This is a genomic window from Corticimicrobacter sp., from assembly GCF_040137905.1.
Lineage (GTDB): Bacteria > Pseudomonadota > Gammaproteobacteria > Burkholderiales > Burkholderiaceae_B > Corticimicrobacter.
In genome coordinates this window covers 66,296-80,809 of record NZ_JBEFDG010000071.1, presented here as the reverse complement: position 1 = coordinate 80,809, position 14,514 = coordinate 66,296, and the positions used below count along the sequence as shown (strand labels likewise).

Genomic DNA, 14,514 nt, shown 5'->3' with positions numbered 1-14,514 from the left:
AGCGGTGTCGCTCACCCCGCAATGCCCATGCTGAAAACAGGGTCAGGAACCCAAGCTTCAATCAGGCAGGCTGTCCAGCCGCTCCAGCCAGGGACGGCGCTGCGCATCGCTCACAAAGCTTGCCTGCAGGCTGTTGCGTGCAATGCGCTTGAGCTCGGCACGGCTCAACGACAGCGCCGCTGCAGTGTCGATGTAGTTCTGCGCCACATAGCCGCCGAAATATGCGGGATCATCCGAGTTGATCGATACATTCAGGCCGGCGTCGAGCAAGGTCTTGAGGTTGTGTTCGGCCAGCGTATCGAAGACCCGCAGCCGGACATTCGAAAACGGGCAGACCGTCAGTGGAATCTGTTCACGCGCCAGGCGCGCCATCAGGGCCGGATCCTCGCTGGCTCGCACACCGTGGTCGATGCGCCGGCTCTGCAGCAGGTCCAGGGCCTCGATGATGTATTCGGGCGGACCTTCCTCGCCCGCATGCGCGACGACCGGCAGGCCCAGCGTGCGGCACTCGGCAAACAGACGCTCGAACTTGGCGGGCGGGTGCCCCAGCTCCGATGAATCCAGCCCCACGCCATGAAGCCGATGCAGGTGCGGGCGGGCCTCGTCCAGCGTGGCAAAGCCCTCCTGCTCGCTCAGGTGGCGCAAAAAGCTCATGATCAGGCGCGTGCTCATGCCCCAGCGCTGTTGCGCTTCGGCACAGGCGCGCTCCAGGCCCCCCAGTACCGTGGCGAAGGGCACACCGCGCACCGTGTGTGTCTGCGGGTCGAAAAACAGCTCGGCATGCACCACGCCATCGGCATGGGCCCGCTCGAGATAGGCCAGCGCCAGATCATGAAAATCCTGCTCATGCAGCAGCACGGCCGCACCCGCATAGTACAGATCCAGGAAGCTCTGCAGATTGTTGAAATCGTAGGCCGCGCGCGTCTCCTCGACGCTGTCCCATGGGAGTGGCACCGAATTGCGACGGGCCAACTCGAACATCATTTCGGGTTCCAGCGTGCCTTCGATATGCAAATGCAGTTCGGCCTTGGGCAAGGCGATGACAAATTCTTCCAGATTCATGAGTGCTCCTTGGGGAGCGCCGATTTTAGCAACGGGCCGGCAAATGCGTCAGGCAAGTGCCGGCCTCGTTTGTTGTATCGCTCGTATCGTTCAGAAATCGTAGCGCACGTTCAGCATCGCGCTGCGCGGCTCGCCCCAGGTATAGGTGCTGTAGAAGTCCATCATCGTGTAGTACTTCTTGTCGAAGATATTGTTCACGTTGAGTGAGGCCGACAGCTTCTTGTTGAACTGGTAGCGAGCCATGGCATCGAACAGCCAGTAGCCATTGATGGTGTGGCGTACCGTGCCGACGGTCGGTCGGTACACATCCCCCCAGGTCTTGCTCTGCCAGCGTGCCCCGCCACCCAGCGTCAGGCCACGCAGGTCACCTTCGAAGCGATAGCTGGTGTAGAGCATGAACTGGTGCTCGGGCGCAACCGTAGAGATCTTTTCGCCATTCTGCCGTGCCACCTGATGGTTGTAGCCTGCCTGGATCTGCCAGTTCGGCGTCAACTGGCCTGAAATCTCGGCCTCGAAACCCTTGGTCTTGACGCCCTGCTCTGCCCGATAGGCAACGCCACCGTTGGGCGTCCTGCCTCCTGTGGCCACAGCGTAATTATCCTGCCGGAGCTGGAACACCGCGAGGCTGGCATTCAGGCGCCCATCCAGGAATTCGGCCTTGATACCGGCCTCATAGTTGTTCCCTTTAAGCGGATCCAGCGTACTGCCGGATTCGGTCTGCTCGGACTGTGGCTTGAAAATGCTGGTATAGCTGGCATAGACCGAGAAATTGCGGTTCAGGTCATAGACTGCGCCCAGATAAGGCACGACCATGTCGGATTCGCGGATATCCTCGCGCTTGTAGTTGGCGAGGCGGGTCCCGAGGATCAGCTTGAAATCATCATGCAGATTGAGCCGGGTCGAGGCATAAAGGCCGTTTTCGCGGGTCACCTCATGATTGGTATAGATATTGCCCTGTGACCAGTCCGGCTCGGGCACGTTGCCATTCCATTGGTAGTAGTCGCTGACGGTACCGATATAGCCAGGCTGCGGCCCCCACCCGGTATTACGCCAGACACGACGGGAAAGGCTGCCACCCAGTACCAGTTCGTGTTCGCGGCCAAATAGCTGGTATGGACCGCTGGCATAGAAATCACCGGCGTTGCTGGTCGTCTTGCCCTTGTAGCGCCCCAGCCACAGGCTTGTACCCGAACCATTGGCGGGATCGGGATTGCCTCCCGCCGCCGCGCCCAGGGGTGCATCGTAGCCATTGATCTGATGGTTGAGCTGCAGCTTGGCCATCCAGCCGTTGTCGAATTGATGCTCCAGCGTGGCAAAGGCGCTGCGCGTGTACTGTTCCCAGCGGCTCCAGTTGGCACCATTGTTGAACGAGCGCGGCATATCATTGAAATTGCCATTGCTGTCGTAGATCGGGATACCACCCCAGCTCGACGCCTTGGGATCATTGTCCTGCCAGTCCGCACCCAGCGTCAGCAACGTATCGGGCGTGAGATCGACCTCGGCAATACCGTAGAACACCGAGGTACGCCGTGAATAGCGATCAGCTTCGGCATGCTTGTCCTGCCAGGCTGCCACCGCCCTGCCCCGTACCCGGCCCGAGGCATCGAGCGGGCCGCCCACGTCCAGCTCGGTCCGGTAGGTATCCCATGAACCGGCACCTGCGCTCAGATGTCCCTGAAAATCGCGTGTGGGTTTCTTGCGTATCAGGTTGAGTGTCGCCCCAGGGTCGCCGCTGCCGGTCAATAACCCGGTGGCCCCCTTGAGCACCTCGACCCGATCATAGATCGCCATATCGCTCAACGTATTGCCTGCCGAGTAGGCCGAATTGCGCTCCATCGGCATACCGTCATACTGGAAATTCTGGATCGCAAAGCCCCGTGCCAGGTACTGTGTCCGCTCGCTGTCATAGGTCACGATACTGACACCCGGCGTATGACGGATCACGTCATCGATGGATGTCAGGTTGAAATCATCCATGCTCTGGCGCGTGACCACACTGATGGATTGCGGCGTCTCGCGCGGCGTCAGCACCATGCGGGTTGCGGTGGCAATCGTGCCGGGAGTATAGGAGCCACTGCCTTCGGTGATGTCGCCCAGCGCATTGGCCATGACAGTGACCTGCTCCAGTGACTGCACCGACGCCGCAGACGTGTTTTCCTGGTGCGGCTCCAGGATGTAGCCATCGGCCGTGCGCACGGCCACATAGCCCGAACCGGCCAGCAGCAGACGAAAGCCCTCGGCAACGGAATGACTGCCCTGCAAGCCTGCTCCCGTCCCGCCCTCGAGTGCTCCGGCATCCATCGCCAACGCCACGCCGGACTGACGTGCGAAATCATTGAGCACCTGATGCAACGGCCCGGCCGGCACGTCATAAACGCGAATACCATCCGGATGCCGGGCTGTCTGCGCCTGTGCAGCCTGGCCGCTCCAGGGCAACAAGGCTGGCAGCAGCATCAGTGCCATGCCGATCGCTGCAGCAAGAGGTGCCCGGTCAAATACCGGGCGAATGGGAAAACGGGAAGCCATATCGAGTCCTTGTGAGGTTGCTTTCCTTCACATAGACGGACGAACTGGAAAAAGCGGAACCCGCTTATGGCTGTTGCACCCCTATCCAGGTGAGATACGACGTCATGCTGTGCAATCTGAGATCGGGAAAGCTGCGCTGCAACAGTTGCAGCGCCTGCTCCGGCCGGTCCAACGGCAATACGGCGGACACCCGATAGCGGGCCAGCGCCTGTGCATCGAACAACAGGTAGCCACGCCGATGGCGTCCAAGTTCGGCCAGTACTTCCGGCAGCGGCCTATCCTGTACGATCAACTGATGGTCATGCCAGGCCTGTTCGGTCGTGATGGCATCGATGCGTTGCTGCGGACCGTAGCCGACGGCCGTGACGGCAATCTGCTGCCCGGCCTCGAGCACACGGGCCTCAACGTGCCCTGATGGCTGTATCGATACGCTGGACTCCAGCATCGTCAGTTGTGCCGCCTCTGGCGTCAGGCTGACGATAAAACGGGTTCCCAGGGCCTGCATGTCACCAAACGGGGTCTCCACCACGAATGGCCTGGACGGATCGGGTGCGACATCGACCCAGATGCGACCCTGCAACAGCTTCACGATCCGGTGCTCACCCGACAGTTCGATATCGACAGCCGTATTGCCATCCAGAGCCAGCAACGTACCATCTGCCAGTTTTTGCTGCTGCCATTGCCCCGCAGGCGTACTGACATCGGCCAGCAGGACAGCAGCGGGATAGGCCCTGAAGAACAGCCAGACCGGGATGGACAGCAACAGGCACAGCACGGCCATGCGTACGTTACGTCGCAGCCGTTCACGACGTCGGCCGATGGCCTCGACGCTGTGCTCGAGCGCACGTCGCGCCGGACCGGGCAAGGCGCTGTTGCCAGCCCCGACATGCCGCACGCGACCAATCAGAACCTCCAGGGCCAGCGCAGCTTCGGCATGCAGCGGATCACGTTGCTTCCAGCTCTCGAATTCATGTTCGACTGCGCTGCGATCTTCGGTATCATCGTCCGAACTCAGGCGCACCAGCCACTCTGCAGCCTGCGCACGGATAGTCTGTTCGTCATGCATGATCAGGAAATGCCGCCTGACAATGCAGCAAGGCTTGCACCAGGTATTTGCGTACCATGCGGGTCGAGACGCTCAGGGCCTCGGCAATGGTGCTTTGCGGCATGCCTTCCAGGTAGTGCATGAGAAAAGCCTGACGAGGCCTCGGAGACAGGGACTCGAGCATGATGCTGATGAGTTCGAGCGCCTGCAGTGTCTCGAGTATCTGCTCGGGAGACGGATAGCCAGGGCATGATTCCGCCAGTGCAGCCAGCTCGGCGAGATAGCGCTGCTCGATCATTTGCCGGCGCGCCCGGTCGATCAGCAGATGCTGTGCAGTGGTCGTCAGAAACGCCTTGGGGGTACGCATGCCAGATAGCGCATCCCGCGACAGCATGACCTTCAGGAAGGTATCCTGGGTCAGGTCTTCGGCATGATGCGCGCAGCCCAGCTTGCGCCGCAGCCAGCCGTAAAGCCAGCCGCGATGATCGCTGTATAGCTGTTCGATCGCGCCTTGCAGCGATTTTTCTGTCTGGAACATGCCAAATAAATCGATGTGATTCTCATTTTATATTCCAGAATAACATAAACGTCACTCACATACCCTTGGCCCGGATCAAGCCAAAGGTGCTGCAGCCGCAGCCAGCCCGATGCCTGCTTCCAGACTGCTGCCAGCCATGGATTGAAAAGCCTGTTCTGCCTCTTGGATCCGATTTTCGACAGAGGTAACATCCTGAGCTGTCTGCCTATCCTGCTTTGCCGTTTCCTGAAGTTTTTTCTTGATAGCCTCAAGCAGCGATTTCAGCGCCTGAACCGTTTCCTGCAGCGATCGGGCATCCTCCCGCTTCTGTCGCGCCTCCTGCTGCCGTTCAGCCGAAGCTGCCTGTCCGCGAACATCAATGACTGCACTGCCTGTCAAAGAGGCATTATCAGGGGATCGCGATGCGTCGGCTTCTTTCGAGGGCACATCATGTCCTGACGCTTCCTCCAATCCTGACACGGCAGAAAGTGAGGCTGTCTCTGCCTGTGCCCCTTCGGTCGCCACAGGTGACGTAGTACCGACGGATGCTTGCCCGCTGCTGCCTCCGTCAGCGCCACTTGAGCCCAATACCGCTGCCAGCCCCTGAATCTGCGAAGCCAGTTGTTTCAGTTGACGCAGGATACCCTTGACACTGGCACCATCCGACATCATCAGCAGGGCTTTGAGTCGGGCAATTTCGCGCTTGATTTCCTCCAGCCTCGCCCGTGCCAGTTCCTTGCGCGCGTCCAACGCATCCTGCTCCAGGCGTTGCAATGCTTCCGCCATTTTTCCAGTTTCCTGGAAACGCTTTTTTGCCCACTCGCTCAATGTGACCGACACATCAGAAACCGCATTTTTATCGGTATCAAGCAACTGTTGACTGCCAGGACTCCCCGGTTTCCCTGTGGAACGCGGGGAATTCAAGGAAATCAAAGTGCCACTATTGAACGAAACGGAAGTCACCATGCTGTTCTCTTCGCCATTTTCCCCATACCAATACCTGTATACGGCAGGAAAAAGGAATTTTTTACTGATGACTCCGTTCCGGTTGCTTCAGCGCATATCGTTCATCCTACACAAAACACATCAGGCGTCGCGATCCACAGCAAAGGCCGACCAGGCCTGGCGGGTCGGCATGATCTCGAGACGATTGATGTTGATGTGAGCCGGCAACGTGGCCACATAGAAAATCTGCTCGGCGATGTCTTCGGCGCTGAGCGGCGTGGTGCCGCGATAAAGCTTGTCCGAGGCAGCCTGATCGCCCTTGGTGCGCACCAACGTGAATTCGGTTTCCGCCATGCCGGGCGCAATATCGGTGACTCGTACACCTGTGCTCAGCAAATCGCAGCGCAGGTTATAGGTAAATTGCTGTACGAAGGCTTTGCTGGCCCCATAGACATGGCCGCCCGGATAAGGCCACTGCCCTGCCACCGATCCCAGATTGACAATGCTGGCACCGGCACCGGTCTCGATCAGTTGCGGCAACAAGGCATGCGTGACATTGACCAGTCCGGTCACGTTGGTGTCGATCATGGTGTGCCAGTCCTGCAGGGCCACTTTCTGGGCCGGCACGGGTGCCAGCGCCAGTCCGGCATTGTTGACCAGCGACGTCACCGGACGGAAATCCGCCGGCAGCGCATCGACTGCGGCCTGTACGGCAACGGCATCGCGCACGTCCAGCGTGACGATATGCACCGGCACCTGGGCGGCCAGTTCATCGCGCAGGGCTTCCAGACGCTCGGTGCGACGGCCGGTCAGTACCAGCGACCAGCCGCCCTGCGCGAAGCGGCGTGCTGCAGCCCGCCCGAACCCGGATGTTGCGCCAGTGATGAAAACGACCTTGCTCATTTCTGTACCCCCTGTGTTTGACAATCAGCAGATTATAATAATCGTCCCTGAATGAACAGCCTGCATATACGATGCGCCTGGGCCGATCCCGCCAAAGCAGCAATATAGAAGACCGCCGCCGGAATGGCCCGCGAGCAGGCCGTGCCGGCATCGGTCTGGGCACCATTGTCCTCGCGCTGGTGGCACTGTACTTCGGCGTCGATCCAGCCGTGGTGCTGCAAATGGCCGACCAGGGTACCTCGCCACAAGCACCGGCCACCCAGACCACAGGTGCGCCGACCGACGCGCAGGGGCAGTTCGTTTCCCGGGTGCTGGGCGAGACCGAAGACACCTGGCGCACGATTTTCAACGAACAGACCAATGGCCGCTATCGCGATGCCACACTGGTGCTTTATCGCGGTGCCACGCCGACCGCCTGCGGCACCGGCCAGTCCGCAATGGGACCGTTCTACTGCCCTGCGGATACCCGCGTCTATATCGACCTGGCCTTTTTCGACCAGATGGCCAGCCAGATGAATGCCCCGGGCCAGTTTGCCCAGGCCTACGTGATCGCCCATGAAATCGGCCATCATGTACAGCACCAGCTTGGTACGCTCGAACGCATCAACCGGCAGCGCGCTGCGGCCTCCACAACCCAGGCCAACCGGCTGTCGGTTCGCCTGGAGCTGCAGGCCGACTGCTATGCCGGTGTCTGGGCACATCATGCCGATGCGGCCCGCCAGATCCTCGAGGCCGGCGACGTCCAGGCGGCGCTGGATGCCGCCAGCGCCGTCGGCGACGATACCCTGCAGCGCCGTCACCAGGGCCAGATCGTCCCCGATTCATTCACGCACGGTTCGGCCCAGCAGCGCATGCAATGGTTCAGTCGCGGCCTGAACAGTGGCCAATTGCAGGATTGCGATACTTTTTCCACCTCCCCCTGACCCTCTCGTCTTCCTTAGATCATGTCCATCCAGCAGATTGTCAGGCCCGCCGCCAACGAAAGCCTGCTCGAGAACCCGTGCCTCAACTGCGGGGCCTGCTGCGCCCATTTCCGGGTTTCCTTCTATTGTGGCGAAATCAGCGATGGACAGACAGGGACGGTGCCTCCCGAACTGGTCACGCAGATCGGTCCCCTGCGTGCCTGCATGAAAGGGACCGAACATGGCGGCGCACGCTGCGTTGCCCTGCGTGGGGAACTCGGCCAACCGGGCATCCACTGCGCCATCTATACGTTGCGGCCTTCCACCTGTCGGGATTTTCCTGCCTGGGAGGCCGATGGCAGTCCCAATCCCGACTGCCAGCGTCTGCGCATGAAAATCGGCCTGCCCCCGTTGCCACCACTGGTGAGCGAAGATGACGATCAGGATCCCAGCAACACGCCACCAGGCCAGCATGATATTGCAGCCTGAGCACCCGGTTTGACCTAAAGCAAGCGTCCTGTCGAAGATCACCGGCAGGCTGGGCGAACTGTTATAGAATCTGCGCATGTCCGTCCGACACCACGTACCTCGCTCTGCTCACGGCTTCATGCGCCTTCTGGTCTGCATGGGTCTATTGCTGTGGCTGGTTCGCGCCGTGCTGCCGGTCGGCTACATGCCAGATCGGGATGCGCTGCGCCAGGGCAGCCTGTCGCTGATCTTCTGCTCGGCCGAAGGTCATGGCGACCCTGCAGCCCGGACTGCCTGGTACCAGCGTGAAGGCCATGCACTGCCGGGCCTGCTCGATTCCGGCGACGAAAATCCGGCGGCAGACAACCCTGCCTGCCCATTTGCCTTGCTGGCAGGGGCTGGCCCCCTGCCTTCGCCACAGGCATTGCCTGGTCCTATCATTCGGCTGGCGCTTGCGCCATTACCCATCCTCGAACTGCCGGCTGTCGCACCGGTGCCGGCAGGACCGCCGCTTGGATCCCGTGCTCCGCCTGCATTGGCTGTTTCCGCATAATTACCGGACGCACCCGTCCGGGCATGCCGCGCCATGGGTGAGGCATGCCGCACCATCATAGAGATAGAACAAAGGATTTTTCGATGAGCCTTCATTCAAGCCGGCGCCTGTTCCTGGCCGCCATGGGCGCGTTGACACTGGCCGTGGCCGGTTGCAGCCAGAGCGATGAACTGACCGACATCAATGGCATCGACCTCAGTACCGCCAATCTCGGCAAGTCATTCGAACTGACCGATACCGAAGGCAACACCCGCACCCTCAAGGACTTCGAGGGCAAGGCGGTCATGATTTTCTTCGGCTTCACGCAGTGCCCCGATGTCTGCCCGACGGCCCTCTATCGTGCCACCGAGGTCAAGCAAATGCTGGGCGACGATGCCGACAAGCTGCAGGTTCTCTTCATTACGGTAGACCCGGAGCGCGACACACCGGAAATCCTGAAGTCCTATGTCACTGCTTTCGATCCCGGCTTCATCGGCCTGTACGGTGACCTGGAACGTACTGCCAAGACAGCACGCGATTTCAAGGTCTACTACGAAAAGGTCCCGACAGCATCGTCCTACACCATCGACCACACGGCCCTGAACTATCTCTATGACACCAAGGGCCGCTTGCGCCTGGCGCTCAGGCACACACAAACAGCCGAAGAATACGCTGCGGATATCCGCAAAGTACTGGCAGCCAACTGATCGCCGTCACATCAAAGGAATATGACATGAAAAACCTGATTACCCGTACCCTCGCCCTCGCACTGGCAACGACCGCCTTTTCGGCATGGGCCGATCACGCCGGTCACAGCACCCAGCACCAACCCGTTCAGGTCGAACAGGCCTGGGTACGCGCGACCGTGCCGCAGCAGACCGCCACCGGCGCCTTCATGCTGATCACGGCCGACACCGACAGCAAGCTGGTCAAGGCCGCCTCCCCCCTGTCCGACAAGGTTGAAGTCCATGAAATGAAGATGGAAAACGACGTCATGCGCATGCGCCAGGTCGAAAACCTGCCCCTGCCTGCCGGCCAGGCAGTGGAACTCAAGCCGGGTGGCTATCACATCATGATCCTGGACCTGAAGGAACAGGTCAAGGAAGGCGATCATGTCCCACTGACGCTGACCATCGAGAATGCAGCCGGCCAGCAGGCTGACATCGAAATCCAGGCTCCCGCACGCGCCCTGGCTGCCGGCAACGCTCATGGAGCGCATGGTCAGATGCAACATGATGGCCAGTCGCACAAGCACTGAAGCGCGCCGGATTCGCATGTGGCGCGCAGCATTGGGCGGTAGCATTGCTGCCTTGCTGCTGTCGCCTGCTGCCCAGGCAGCGGGCGACGTGCTGCCACTGGCACGCCAGAAAACCTGTATGTCCTGTCATGCGCTGGAGCGCAAGATGGTCGGGCCTGCCTACCTGGATGTAGCGGCCCGCTATGCCGGCCAGCCGGATGCCGCGGCACGGCTGGCACAGAGCATCATGCAGGGCAGCCGAGGCAACTGGGGACCCGTACCGATGCCAGCCAGCCCCAGGGTCACACCTGCCGAGGCAGGCCAGTTGGCTCGCTGGATACTGTCGCTGCAACCATGACGGCAAAACGACAACTGCTGACCGGACTGCTGGCAGGTGCCCTGGTCTGGTTCCTGGGCTATATCATCGTTCCCCCCACGACCGGACGAACAGCACTAGGCTACCAGGCACTTCCCGAAGGGATGAACGTGCCTGCGAATGCAGATGGGCAGCCAGTCGCGGACAATGGCCGCCGCATCTATGCCGATGCCTGCCTGTCCTGCCACCAGCCCCTGGGGCAAGGCCTGTCCACTGTCTTTCCTCCCCTGCGTGGCACGGACTGGGTCACCGGCTCGCCGGAACGGCTGATCCTGGCCGTACTGCATGGCATTACCGGGCCCATCCAGGTCAACGGCACGACCTTCAACAGCTTCATGCCAGGCTTCGGCCAGCAACTCGATGATGAAGAGCTGGTTGCCGTCCTGAACTATATCCGCAACAGTTGGGGCAACCAGGGCAGTCCCCTGGATACCAGCCTGGTTGCCAATGTTCGCCAGCGCTCGGCAACACGCCAGTCCCCCTGGCGCAGCCAGCAGGAGCTGGAATCCTTCCTTGGTGATCTCTTTCCTGAGACAGTGGAGCCGGCCGCCCCATGAAACCCATGCAGAAAACCCTGCTTGCCATTGGTGCCGTACTGCTGCTGGCCGTAGCGGCGCTCTACCCGACCACCCGTGGCTTCCAGGCGCTGACGGCCGATACTGCACGGCGCGTCGAACTGGCCCGGGATCCCAGGCCATTGCCATCCATGACGCTGGTCGACCAGCAACGGCAGGCCTTCGATCTTCAAACCTATCCTGGACAGCCTGGTCGCTGGACCGTGGCAACGCTGGTCTATACCCAATGCACGGCCATCTGCCGTGCCAGCGCCACCGGACTGGCATATATCCAGGAAGCGCTGGCCGAACATCCGGCGCTGGAAGGACGCGTGCAGTTGCTGACGCTCAGCTTCGATCCGGCTCGCGATACGCCCGAGCAACTCGACGCCTATGCCCGCCAGTTGCGGGCACGCGCAGATATCTGGCGCTTTGCCACGGTGACGCAGGAAGCGGACCTGCTGCGCATGCTGAACCTGTTCGATATCATCGTGCTGCCGGACCGCATGGGTGGCTATGACCACAATGCGGGCCTGTTCCTGGTCAATCCTGAAGGCCGTATCATGCGCGCCTACGATGTCACCCGCCCGGACCTTGTGCTGGCCGACCTGCTGGCGTTTTCCACGCTTGCTCCATGACAATGCGCCGCTGCTGGTCCCATCCCCTGATCCCCGGCCTGCTGTTGCTGCTGACTGCGCTGGCGCGCCCCTGGCTGGAAGCCTCGATGGCCCGCCACATGGCGCTGGAATTGCCAGCCCTGTTCATCGTGGGCTGGCTGTCGGCGCGACATCTCAGGCCTGCCGCTGGCACGCCATTCCATGCGTGGAATCAGGAGGGCATCCCTGCCCTGCTGCTGGCCTCGCTGATCACGCTGTTCTGGATGATTCCCCTGGCACTGGATGCCGCAGTGCTCGATCCAGGCGTGACGGCGCTGAAAGTCTGCTCGATCATCGTGGCTGGCCTGCTGGCAGGCTGGTGCTGGCCCCGCCTGCACCTGATCGTGCAGGCCCTTTTCCTGTTCAACTGGACCGCAATGAACCTGCTGATCGGCATTCTGTATATCGGTGCGCCTCAACAACTATGCAGTACCTATCTGGCCGACGACCAGCTCTGGGCAGGGCGGGGGTTGATTGCCTGGAGCCTGCTCGCCATGGGCGGCTGGATTGCCTGGTGGGTGCTTCAGTTGAGTCGCAGACTGCGCTGAACCTGTAGACAGTCGATCAGGTCGGCGCAACTCATTGGTCGTCCCAGCAGGAATCCCTGGGCCTGATCGCATTTCTGGCGCTGCAGCCAATGATGCTGACGCTGGGTTTCCACCCCTTCTGCCAGTACTTCCAGTCCCAGCTTGTGCGCCATCGCAATAATGGCGCTGACCACCGTCGCCTGGCTATCTGCCTGCTCGATTTCGCTGATGAATACGCGGTCGATCTTGAGGCGCTGAACCGGAAAACGGATCAGATAGGACAGGCTGCTGAAGCCGGTGCCAAAGTCATCAATCGCGATGCTCACGCCACGCTCGCGCAACTGGGCAAGAATGGGCAGAACATCCTCGACACTGTCCATCAGCGAGGTTTCCGTGATTTCCAGCTCGATCAGGCGAGGATCAGCCCCGGACTCCTGCAGGATGTCATTCAGGCTCGCCAGAAAATCCTCATGAATCAATTGATGCGGCGACACATTGATGGCAATCCTCAGTTCCGGCTCGCCCAGCACCTCACGCACCTGTCCGATCTCTTCGCAAGCGCGACGCATGACCCAGGCCCCTATCGGTACGATCAGGCCACTGCTTTCGGCTATAGGAATGAATTGATCAGGGCCAACGCTGCCCCAGACCGGGTGCTGCCAGCGCAACAACGCTTCGAGTGCGACCACCTTGCCAGTCGCCACGTCGTATTGAGGCTGGTAAGCCAGCCAGAACTGGTCGCGATCAATGGCAGTTTCCAGAGCCTGCTCCAGTTCGTGATGGCGCGCCACGCGCTGGGCCATTTCCTGAGAAAAGGCCTGGCACTGGGAACGGCCTCGTCGCTTGGCCTCGTACATGGCCATATCCGCATACATCATCAGTGCCGCGGAATCCGTGGCATGATCAGGGGCCAGGCTGATGCCCAGACTGGCGGTGATGCGGAACTCATACTCATTGACGCGAATCGGCATTCCCAGGCGAGCCAGCAACTTGGTTGCCAAGCGTCGGGCATTGTCCAGGCTGCCGATATCGGGCAGCACCACGATAAACTCATCACCGCCCAGCCTGGCCACGGTATCGCTTTCGCGCACGGCCTTGCGCAGCCGCTCGGCCACCTGGGCCAATAAATGGTCACCGATATGGTGACCCAGCGAATCATTGATACGCTTGAAATTGTCCAGATCGATCAGCAGGACACCCACGGAATTGCCGTATCGGCTGATGCGCCTGAGCGCCGTGTCCAGCCGATCCTGCATCAGGACACGGTTCGGCAGGCCGGTCAGGATATCGTGGTGGGCGATATGCTGGATATATTCATCGGCGCGTTTGCGCTCGCTGATATCGAACGCCATGGCCAGAAAGCCCGACACGCCTTCATTGGCATCCTTAAGTGCGGACAGTGTCAGTTGTACTGGAAACTTGGAACCATCCCGGCGCACGTACATCCACTCTTGTCCGCTGCCCCGTGCATGGCTGGCATACGCGACAAACAGACTGAAGTCCTGAGGGCCGGCATTGTCGACCTGCGCATGTGACAACTCCTGGATGCGCAGGCGTATCTCTTCCCCATCATGGATCTGCAGCAGGTTGACCCGCCCGACCAGATCGGCCGCTTTGTGCCAGAGCATTTTCTCGCTGGTCGGGTTCATGGACACGATCGTGCCGGACAGATCCGTGGCAATGATCGAAAACGGTGCCGCCTCGATCATGGCCTGCGCAAGATGCTGCGCCTTGGCAGCTTCGTTCTGTGCCTGGCGGCGGGCCGATGCATCATAGATGGACACCATAACCCAGGTTGCACCATCGACCGGCAATGCATTGAGTCCAACCTCGACAGCCAGCTCGGAACCATCCTTGCGGCGTCCCCTGACCTCACGGGAGGCTCCCATGACCCGACTGACCGGATTGTCCATGAAAGAACGCCGCATCCCCTCATGACGGGGACGACTGCGCGAAGGTATCAGAACATCGACAGATTGCCCATGCAGTTGCGCCAGTTCGTAGCCGAACAGGCGCGACGCATAGGTATTGGTGTAGATGATGATTCCATCCTGATCTGTCAACAGCATGGCGAATGGCATCGAATCAACGATGCCATGCACCATGCTGCGCATTTCAGAGAGGCCTGTTTCGTTTTGCTTCATGGAGGTCGGTGTCACAAGCGACGACGATCGAGCACTCCATCAGCATCACGGATGAATTAGCCGATCCTTGCATCACTGTTGCCTTTTTATTTCCCGAAAGATCGGGAGAAACGTAATAAA

Annotated in this window: 16 protein-coding genes; 9 read left to right on the top strand and 7 right to left on the bottom strand. The window is 60.5% G+C overall.

Features of this window, described 5'->3' with window-relative positions; genetic code table 11:
* Nucleotides 1-57: 57 nt before the first annotated feature.
* The 6 genes from ABN482_RS12290 to ABN482_RS12265 form a co-directional block, all read right to left on the bottom strand.
* The gene (locus ABN482_RS12290) at nucleotides 58-1,062 is read right to left on the bottom strand and encodes an adenosine deaminase (protein ID WP_349504260.1); all 1,005 of its coding nucleotides are present in this window, start codon (nucleotides 1,060-1,062) and stop codon (nucleotides 58-60) included.
* Nucleotides 1,063-1,152: 90 nt separating this feature from the next.
* On the bottom strand, nucleotides 1,153-3,588 hold the full coding sequence (locus ABN482_RS12285; protein ID WP_349504259.1) for a TonB-dependent siderophore receptor: 2,436 nt from the start codon (nucleotides 3,586-3,588) through the stop codon (nucleotides 1,153-1,155).
* Between the two features lie 64 nt (nucleotides 3,589-3,652).
* A complete protein-coding gene (locus ABN482_RS12280; protein ID WP_349504258.1) occupies nucleotides 3,653-4,654 on the bottom strand; it encodes a FecR family protein in 1,002 nt (333 codons plus the stop codon).
* Nucleotides 4,647-5,171, bottom strand: a complete 525-nt coding sequence (locus tag ABN482_RS12275; RefSeq protein ID WP_349504257.1) for a sigma-70 family RNA polymerase sigma factor — start codon at nucleotides 5,169-5,171, stop codon at nucleotides 4,647-4,649. Before ABN482_RS12275 ends, ABN482_RS12280 begins: the two co-directional genes overlap by 8 nt.
* 75 nt (nucleotides 5,172-5,246) lie before the next feature.
* Nucleotides 5,247-6,116 (bottom strand): coiled-coil domain-containing protein, encoded by an 870-nt coding sequence (locus ABN482_RS12270; protein WP_349504256.1) that lies wholly within the window; start codon nucleotides 6,114-6,116, stop codon nucleotides 5,247-5,249.
* A gap of 120 nt (nucleotides 6,117-6,236) precedes the next feature.
* Nucleotides 6,237-6,998, bottom strand: coding sequence for an SDR family NAD(P)-dependent oxidoreductase (locus ABN482_RS12265; RefSeq protein WP_349504255.1), 762 nt, complete (start codon nucleotides 6,996-6,998; stop codon nucleotides 6,237-6,239).
* Between the two features lie 71 nt (nucleotides 6,999-7,069).
* Here ABN482_RS12265 and ypfJ point away from each other — a divergent pair, with 71 nt between their 5' ends.
* The 9 genes from ypfJ to ABN482_RS12220 all read left to right on the top strand — a co-directional run bounded on the left by ypfJ (nucleotide 7,070) and on the right by ABN482_RS12220 (nucleotide 12,271).
* Nucleotides 7,070-7,921 carry a KPN_02809 family neutral zinc metallopeptidase gene (ypfJ, locus tag ABN482_RS12260; protein WP_349504254.1) on the top strand — a complete coding sequence of 284 codons (852 nt, stop codon included), beginning with the start codon at nucleotides 7,070-7,072 and terminating at the stop codon, nucleotides 7,919-7,921.
* A 21-nt stretch (nucleotides 7,922-7,942) separates the two neighbouring features.
* Complete coding sequence (locus tag ABN482_RS12255; RefSeq protein WP_349504253.1) at nucleotides 7,943-8,389, top strand: YkgJ family cysteine cluster protein; 447 nt, start codon at nucleotides 7,943-7,945, stop codon at nucleotides 8,387-8,389.
* Between the two features lie 76 nt (nucleotides 8,390-8,465).
* On the top strand, nucleotides 8,466-8,921 hold the full coding sequence (locus ABN482_RS12250; protein ID WP_349504252.1) for a DUF2946 family protein: 456 nt from the start codon (nucleotides 8,466-8,468) through the stop codon (nucleotides 8,919-8,921).
* A gap of 83 nt (nucleotides 8,922-9,004) precedes the next feature.
* Nucleotides 9,005-9,607: an SCO family protein gene (locus ABN482_RS12245; RefSeq protein ID WP_349504251.1), complete on the top strand. Its 603-nt coding sequence runs from the start codon at nucleotides 9,005-9,007 to the stop codon at nucleotides 9,605-9,607.
* 26 nt (nucleotides 9,608-9,633) lie between these two features.
* Nucleotides 9,634-10,158 (top strand): copper chaperone PCu(A)C, encoded by a 525-nt coding sequence (locus ABN482_RS12240; protein ID WP_349504250.1) that lies wholly within the window; start codon nucleotides 9,634-9,636, stop codon nucleotides 10,156-10,158.
* 16 nt (nucleotides 10,159-10,174) lie between these two features.
* Entirely contained in the window at nucleotides 10,175-10,495 is a 321-nt protein-coding gene (locus ABN482_RS12235) for a c-type cytochrome (RefSeq protein ID WP_349504249.1), read from the top strand.
* Entirely contained in the window at nucleotides 10,492-11,070 is a 579-nt protein-coding gene (locus ABN482_RS12230; RefSeq protein ID WP_349504248.1) for a c-type cytochrome, read from the top strand. The genes ABN482_RS12235 and ABN482_RS12230 overlap by 4 nt, the downstream gene beginning before the upstream one ends.
* Entirely contained in the window at nucleotides 11,067-11,705 is a 639-nt protein-coding gene (locus ABN482_RS12225) for an SCO family protein (protein ID WP_349504247.1), read from the top strand. Before ABN482_RS12230 ends, ABN482_RS12225 begins: the two co-directional genes overlap by 4 nt.
* Nucleotides 11,702-12,271 carry a DUF1404 family protein gene (locus ABN482_RS12220; protein WP_349504246.1) on the top strand — a complete coding sequence of 190 codons (570 nt, stop codon included), beginning with the start codon at nucleotides 11,702-11,704 and terminating at the stop codon, nucleotides 12,269-12,271. The genes ABN482_RS12225 and ABN482_RS12220 overlap by 4 nt, the downstream gene beginning before the upstream one ends.
* Here the strand turns inward: ABN482_RS12220 and ABN482_RS12215 are convergent.
* Nucleotides 12,247-14,394, bottom strand: a complete 2,148-nt coding sequence (locus tag ABN482_RS12215; RefSeq protein WP_349504245.1) for a putative bifunctional diguanylate cyclase/phosphodiesterase — start codon at nucleotides 14,392-14,394, stop codon at nucleotides 12,247-12,249. The two genes, ABN482_RS12220 and ABN482_RS12215, sit on opposite strands and share 25 nt — an antisense overlap.
* Between the last annotated feature and the right edge of the window lie 120 nt (nucleotides 14,395-14,514).

What these genes read in the sequence shown, in the direction of transcription:
- ABN482_RS12270 (WP_349504256.1), bottom strand. Translation starts at nt 6,116, where the DNA reads ATGGTGACTTCCGTTTCGTTCAATAGTGGCACTTTGATTTCCTTGAAT.
- ABN482_RS12225 (WP_349504247.1), top strand. Translation starts at nt 11,067, where the DNA reads ATGAAACCCATGCAGAAAACCCTGCTTGCCATTGGTGCCGTACTGCTG.
- ABN482_RS12245 (WP_349504251.1), top strand. Translation starts at nt 9,005, where the DNA reads ATGAGCCTTCATTCAAGCCGGCGCCTGTTCCTGGCCGCCATGGGCGCG.
- ABN482_RS12265 (WP_349504255.1), bottom strand. Translation starts at nt 6,998, where the DNA reads ATGAGCAAGGTCGTTTTCATCACTGGCGCAACATCCGGGTTCGGGCGG.
- ABN482_RS12235 (WP_349504249.1), top strand. Translation starts at nt 10,175, where the DNA reads ATGTGGCGCGCAGCATTGGGCGGTAGCATTGCTGCCTTGCTGCTGTCG.
- ABN482_RS12220 (WP_349504246.1), top strand. Translation starts at nt 11,702, where the DNA reads ATGACAATGCGCCGCTGCTGGTCCCATCCCCTGATCCCCGGCCTGCTG.
- ABN482_RS12280 (WP_349504258.1), bottom strand. Translation starts at nt 4,654, where the DNA reads ATGCATGACGAACAGACTATCCGTGCGCAGGCTGCAGAGTGGCTGGTG.
- ABN482_RS12240 (WP_349504250.1), top strand. Translation starts at nt 9,634, where the DNA reads ATGAAAAACCTGATTACCCGTACCCTCGCCCTCGCACTGGCAACGACC.
- ypfJ (WP_349504254.1), top strand. Translation starts at nt 7,070, where the DNA reads ATGCGCCTGGGCCGATCCCGCCAAAGCAGCAATATAGAAGACCGCCGC.
- ABN482_RS12255 (WP_349504253.1), top strand. Translation starts at nt 7,943, where the DNA reads ATGTCCATCCAGCAGATTGTCAGGCCCGCCGCCAACGAAAGCCTGCTC.
- ABN482_RS12250 (WP_349504252.1), top strand. Translation starts at nt 8,466, where the DNA reads ATGTCCGTCCGACACCACGTACCTCGCTCTGCTCACGGCTTCATGCGC.
- ABN482_RS12215 (WP_349504245.1), bottom strand. Translation starts at nt 14,394, where the DNA reads ATGAAGCAAAACGAAACAGGCCTCTCTGAAATGCGCAGCATGGTGCAT.
- ABN482_RS12285 (WP_349504259.1), bottom strand. Translation starts at nt 3,588, where the DNA reads ATGGCTTCCCGTTTTCCCATTCGCCCGGTATTTGACCGGGCACCTCTT.
- ABN482_RS12230 (WP_349504248.1), top strand. Translation starts at nt 10,492, where the DNA reads ATGACGGCAAAACGACAACTGCTGACCGGACTGCTGGCAGGTGCCCTG.
- ABN482_RS12275 (WP_349504257.1), bottom strand. Translation starts at nt 5,171, where the DNA reads ATGTTCCAGACAGAAAAATCGCTGCAAGGCGCGATCGAACAGCTATAC.
- ABN482_RS12290 (WP_349504260.1), bottom strand. Translation starts at nt 1,062, where the DNA reads ATGAATCTGGAAGAATTTGTCATCGCCTTGCCCAAGGCCGAACTGCAT.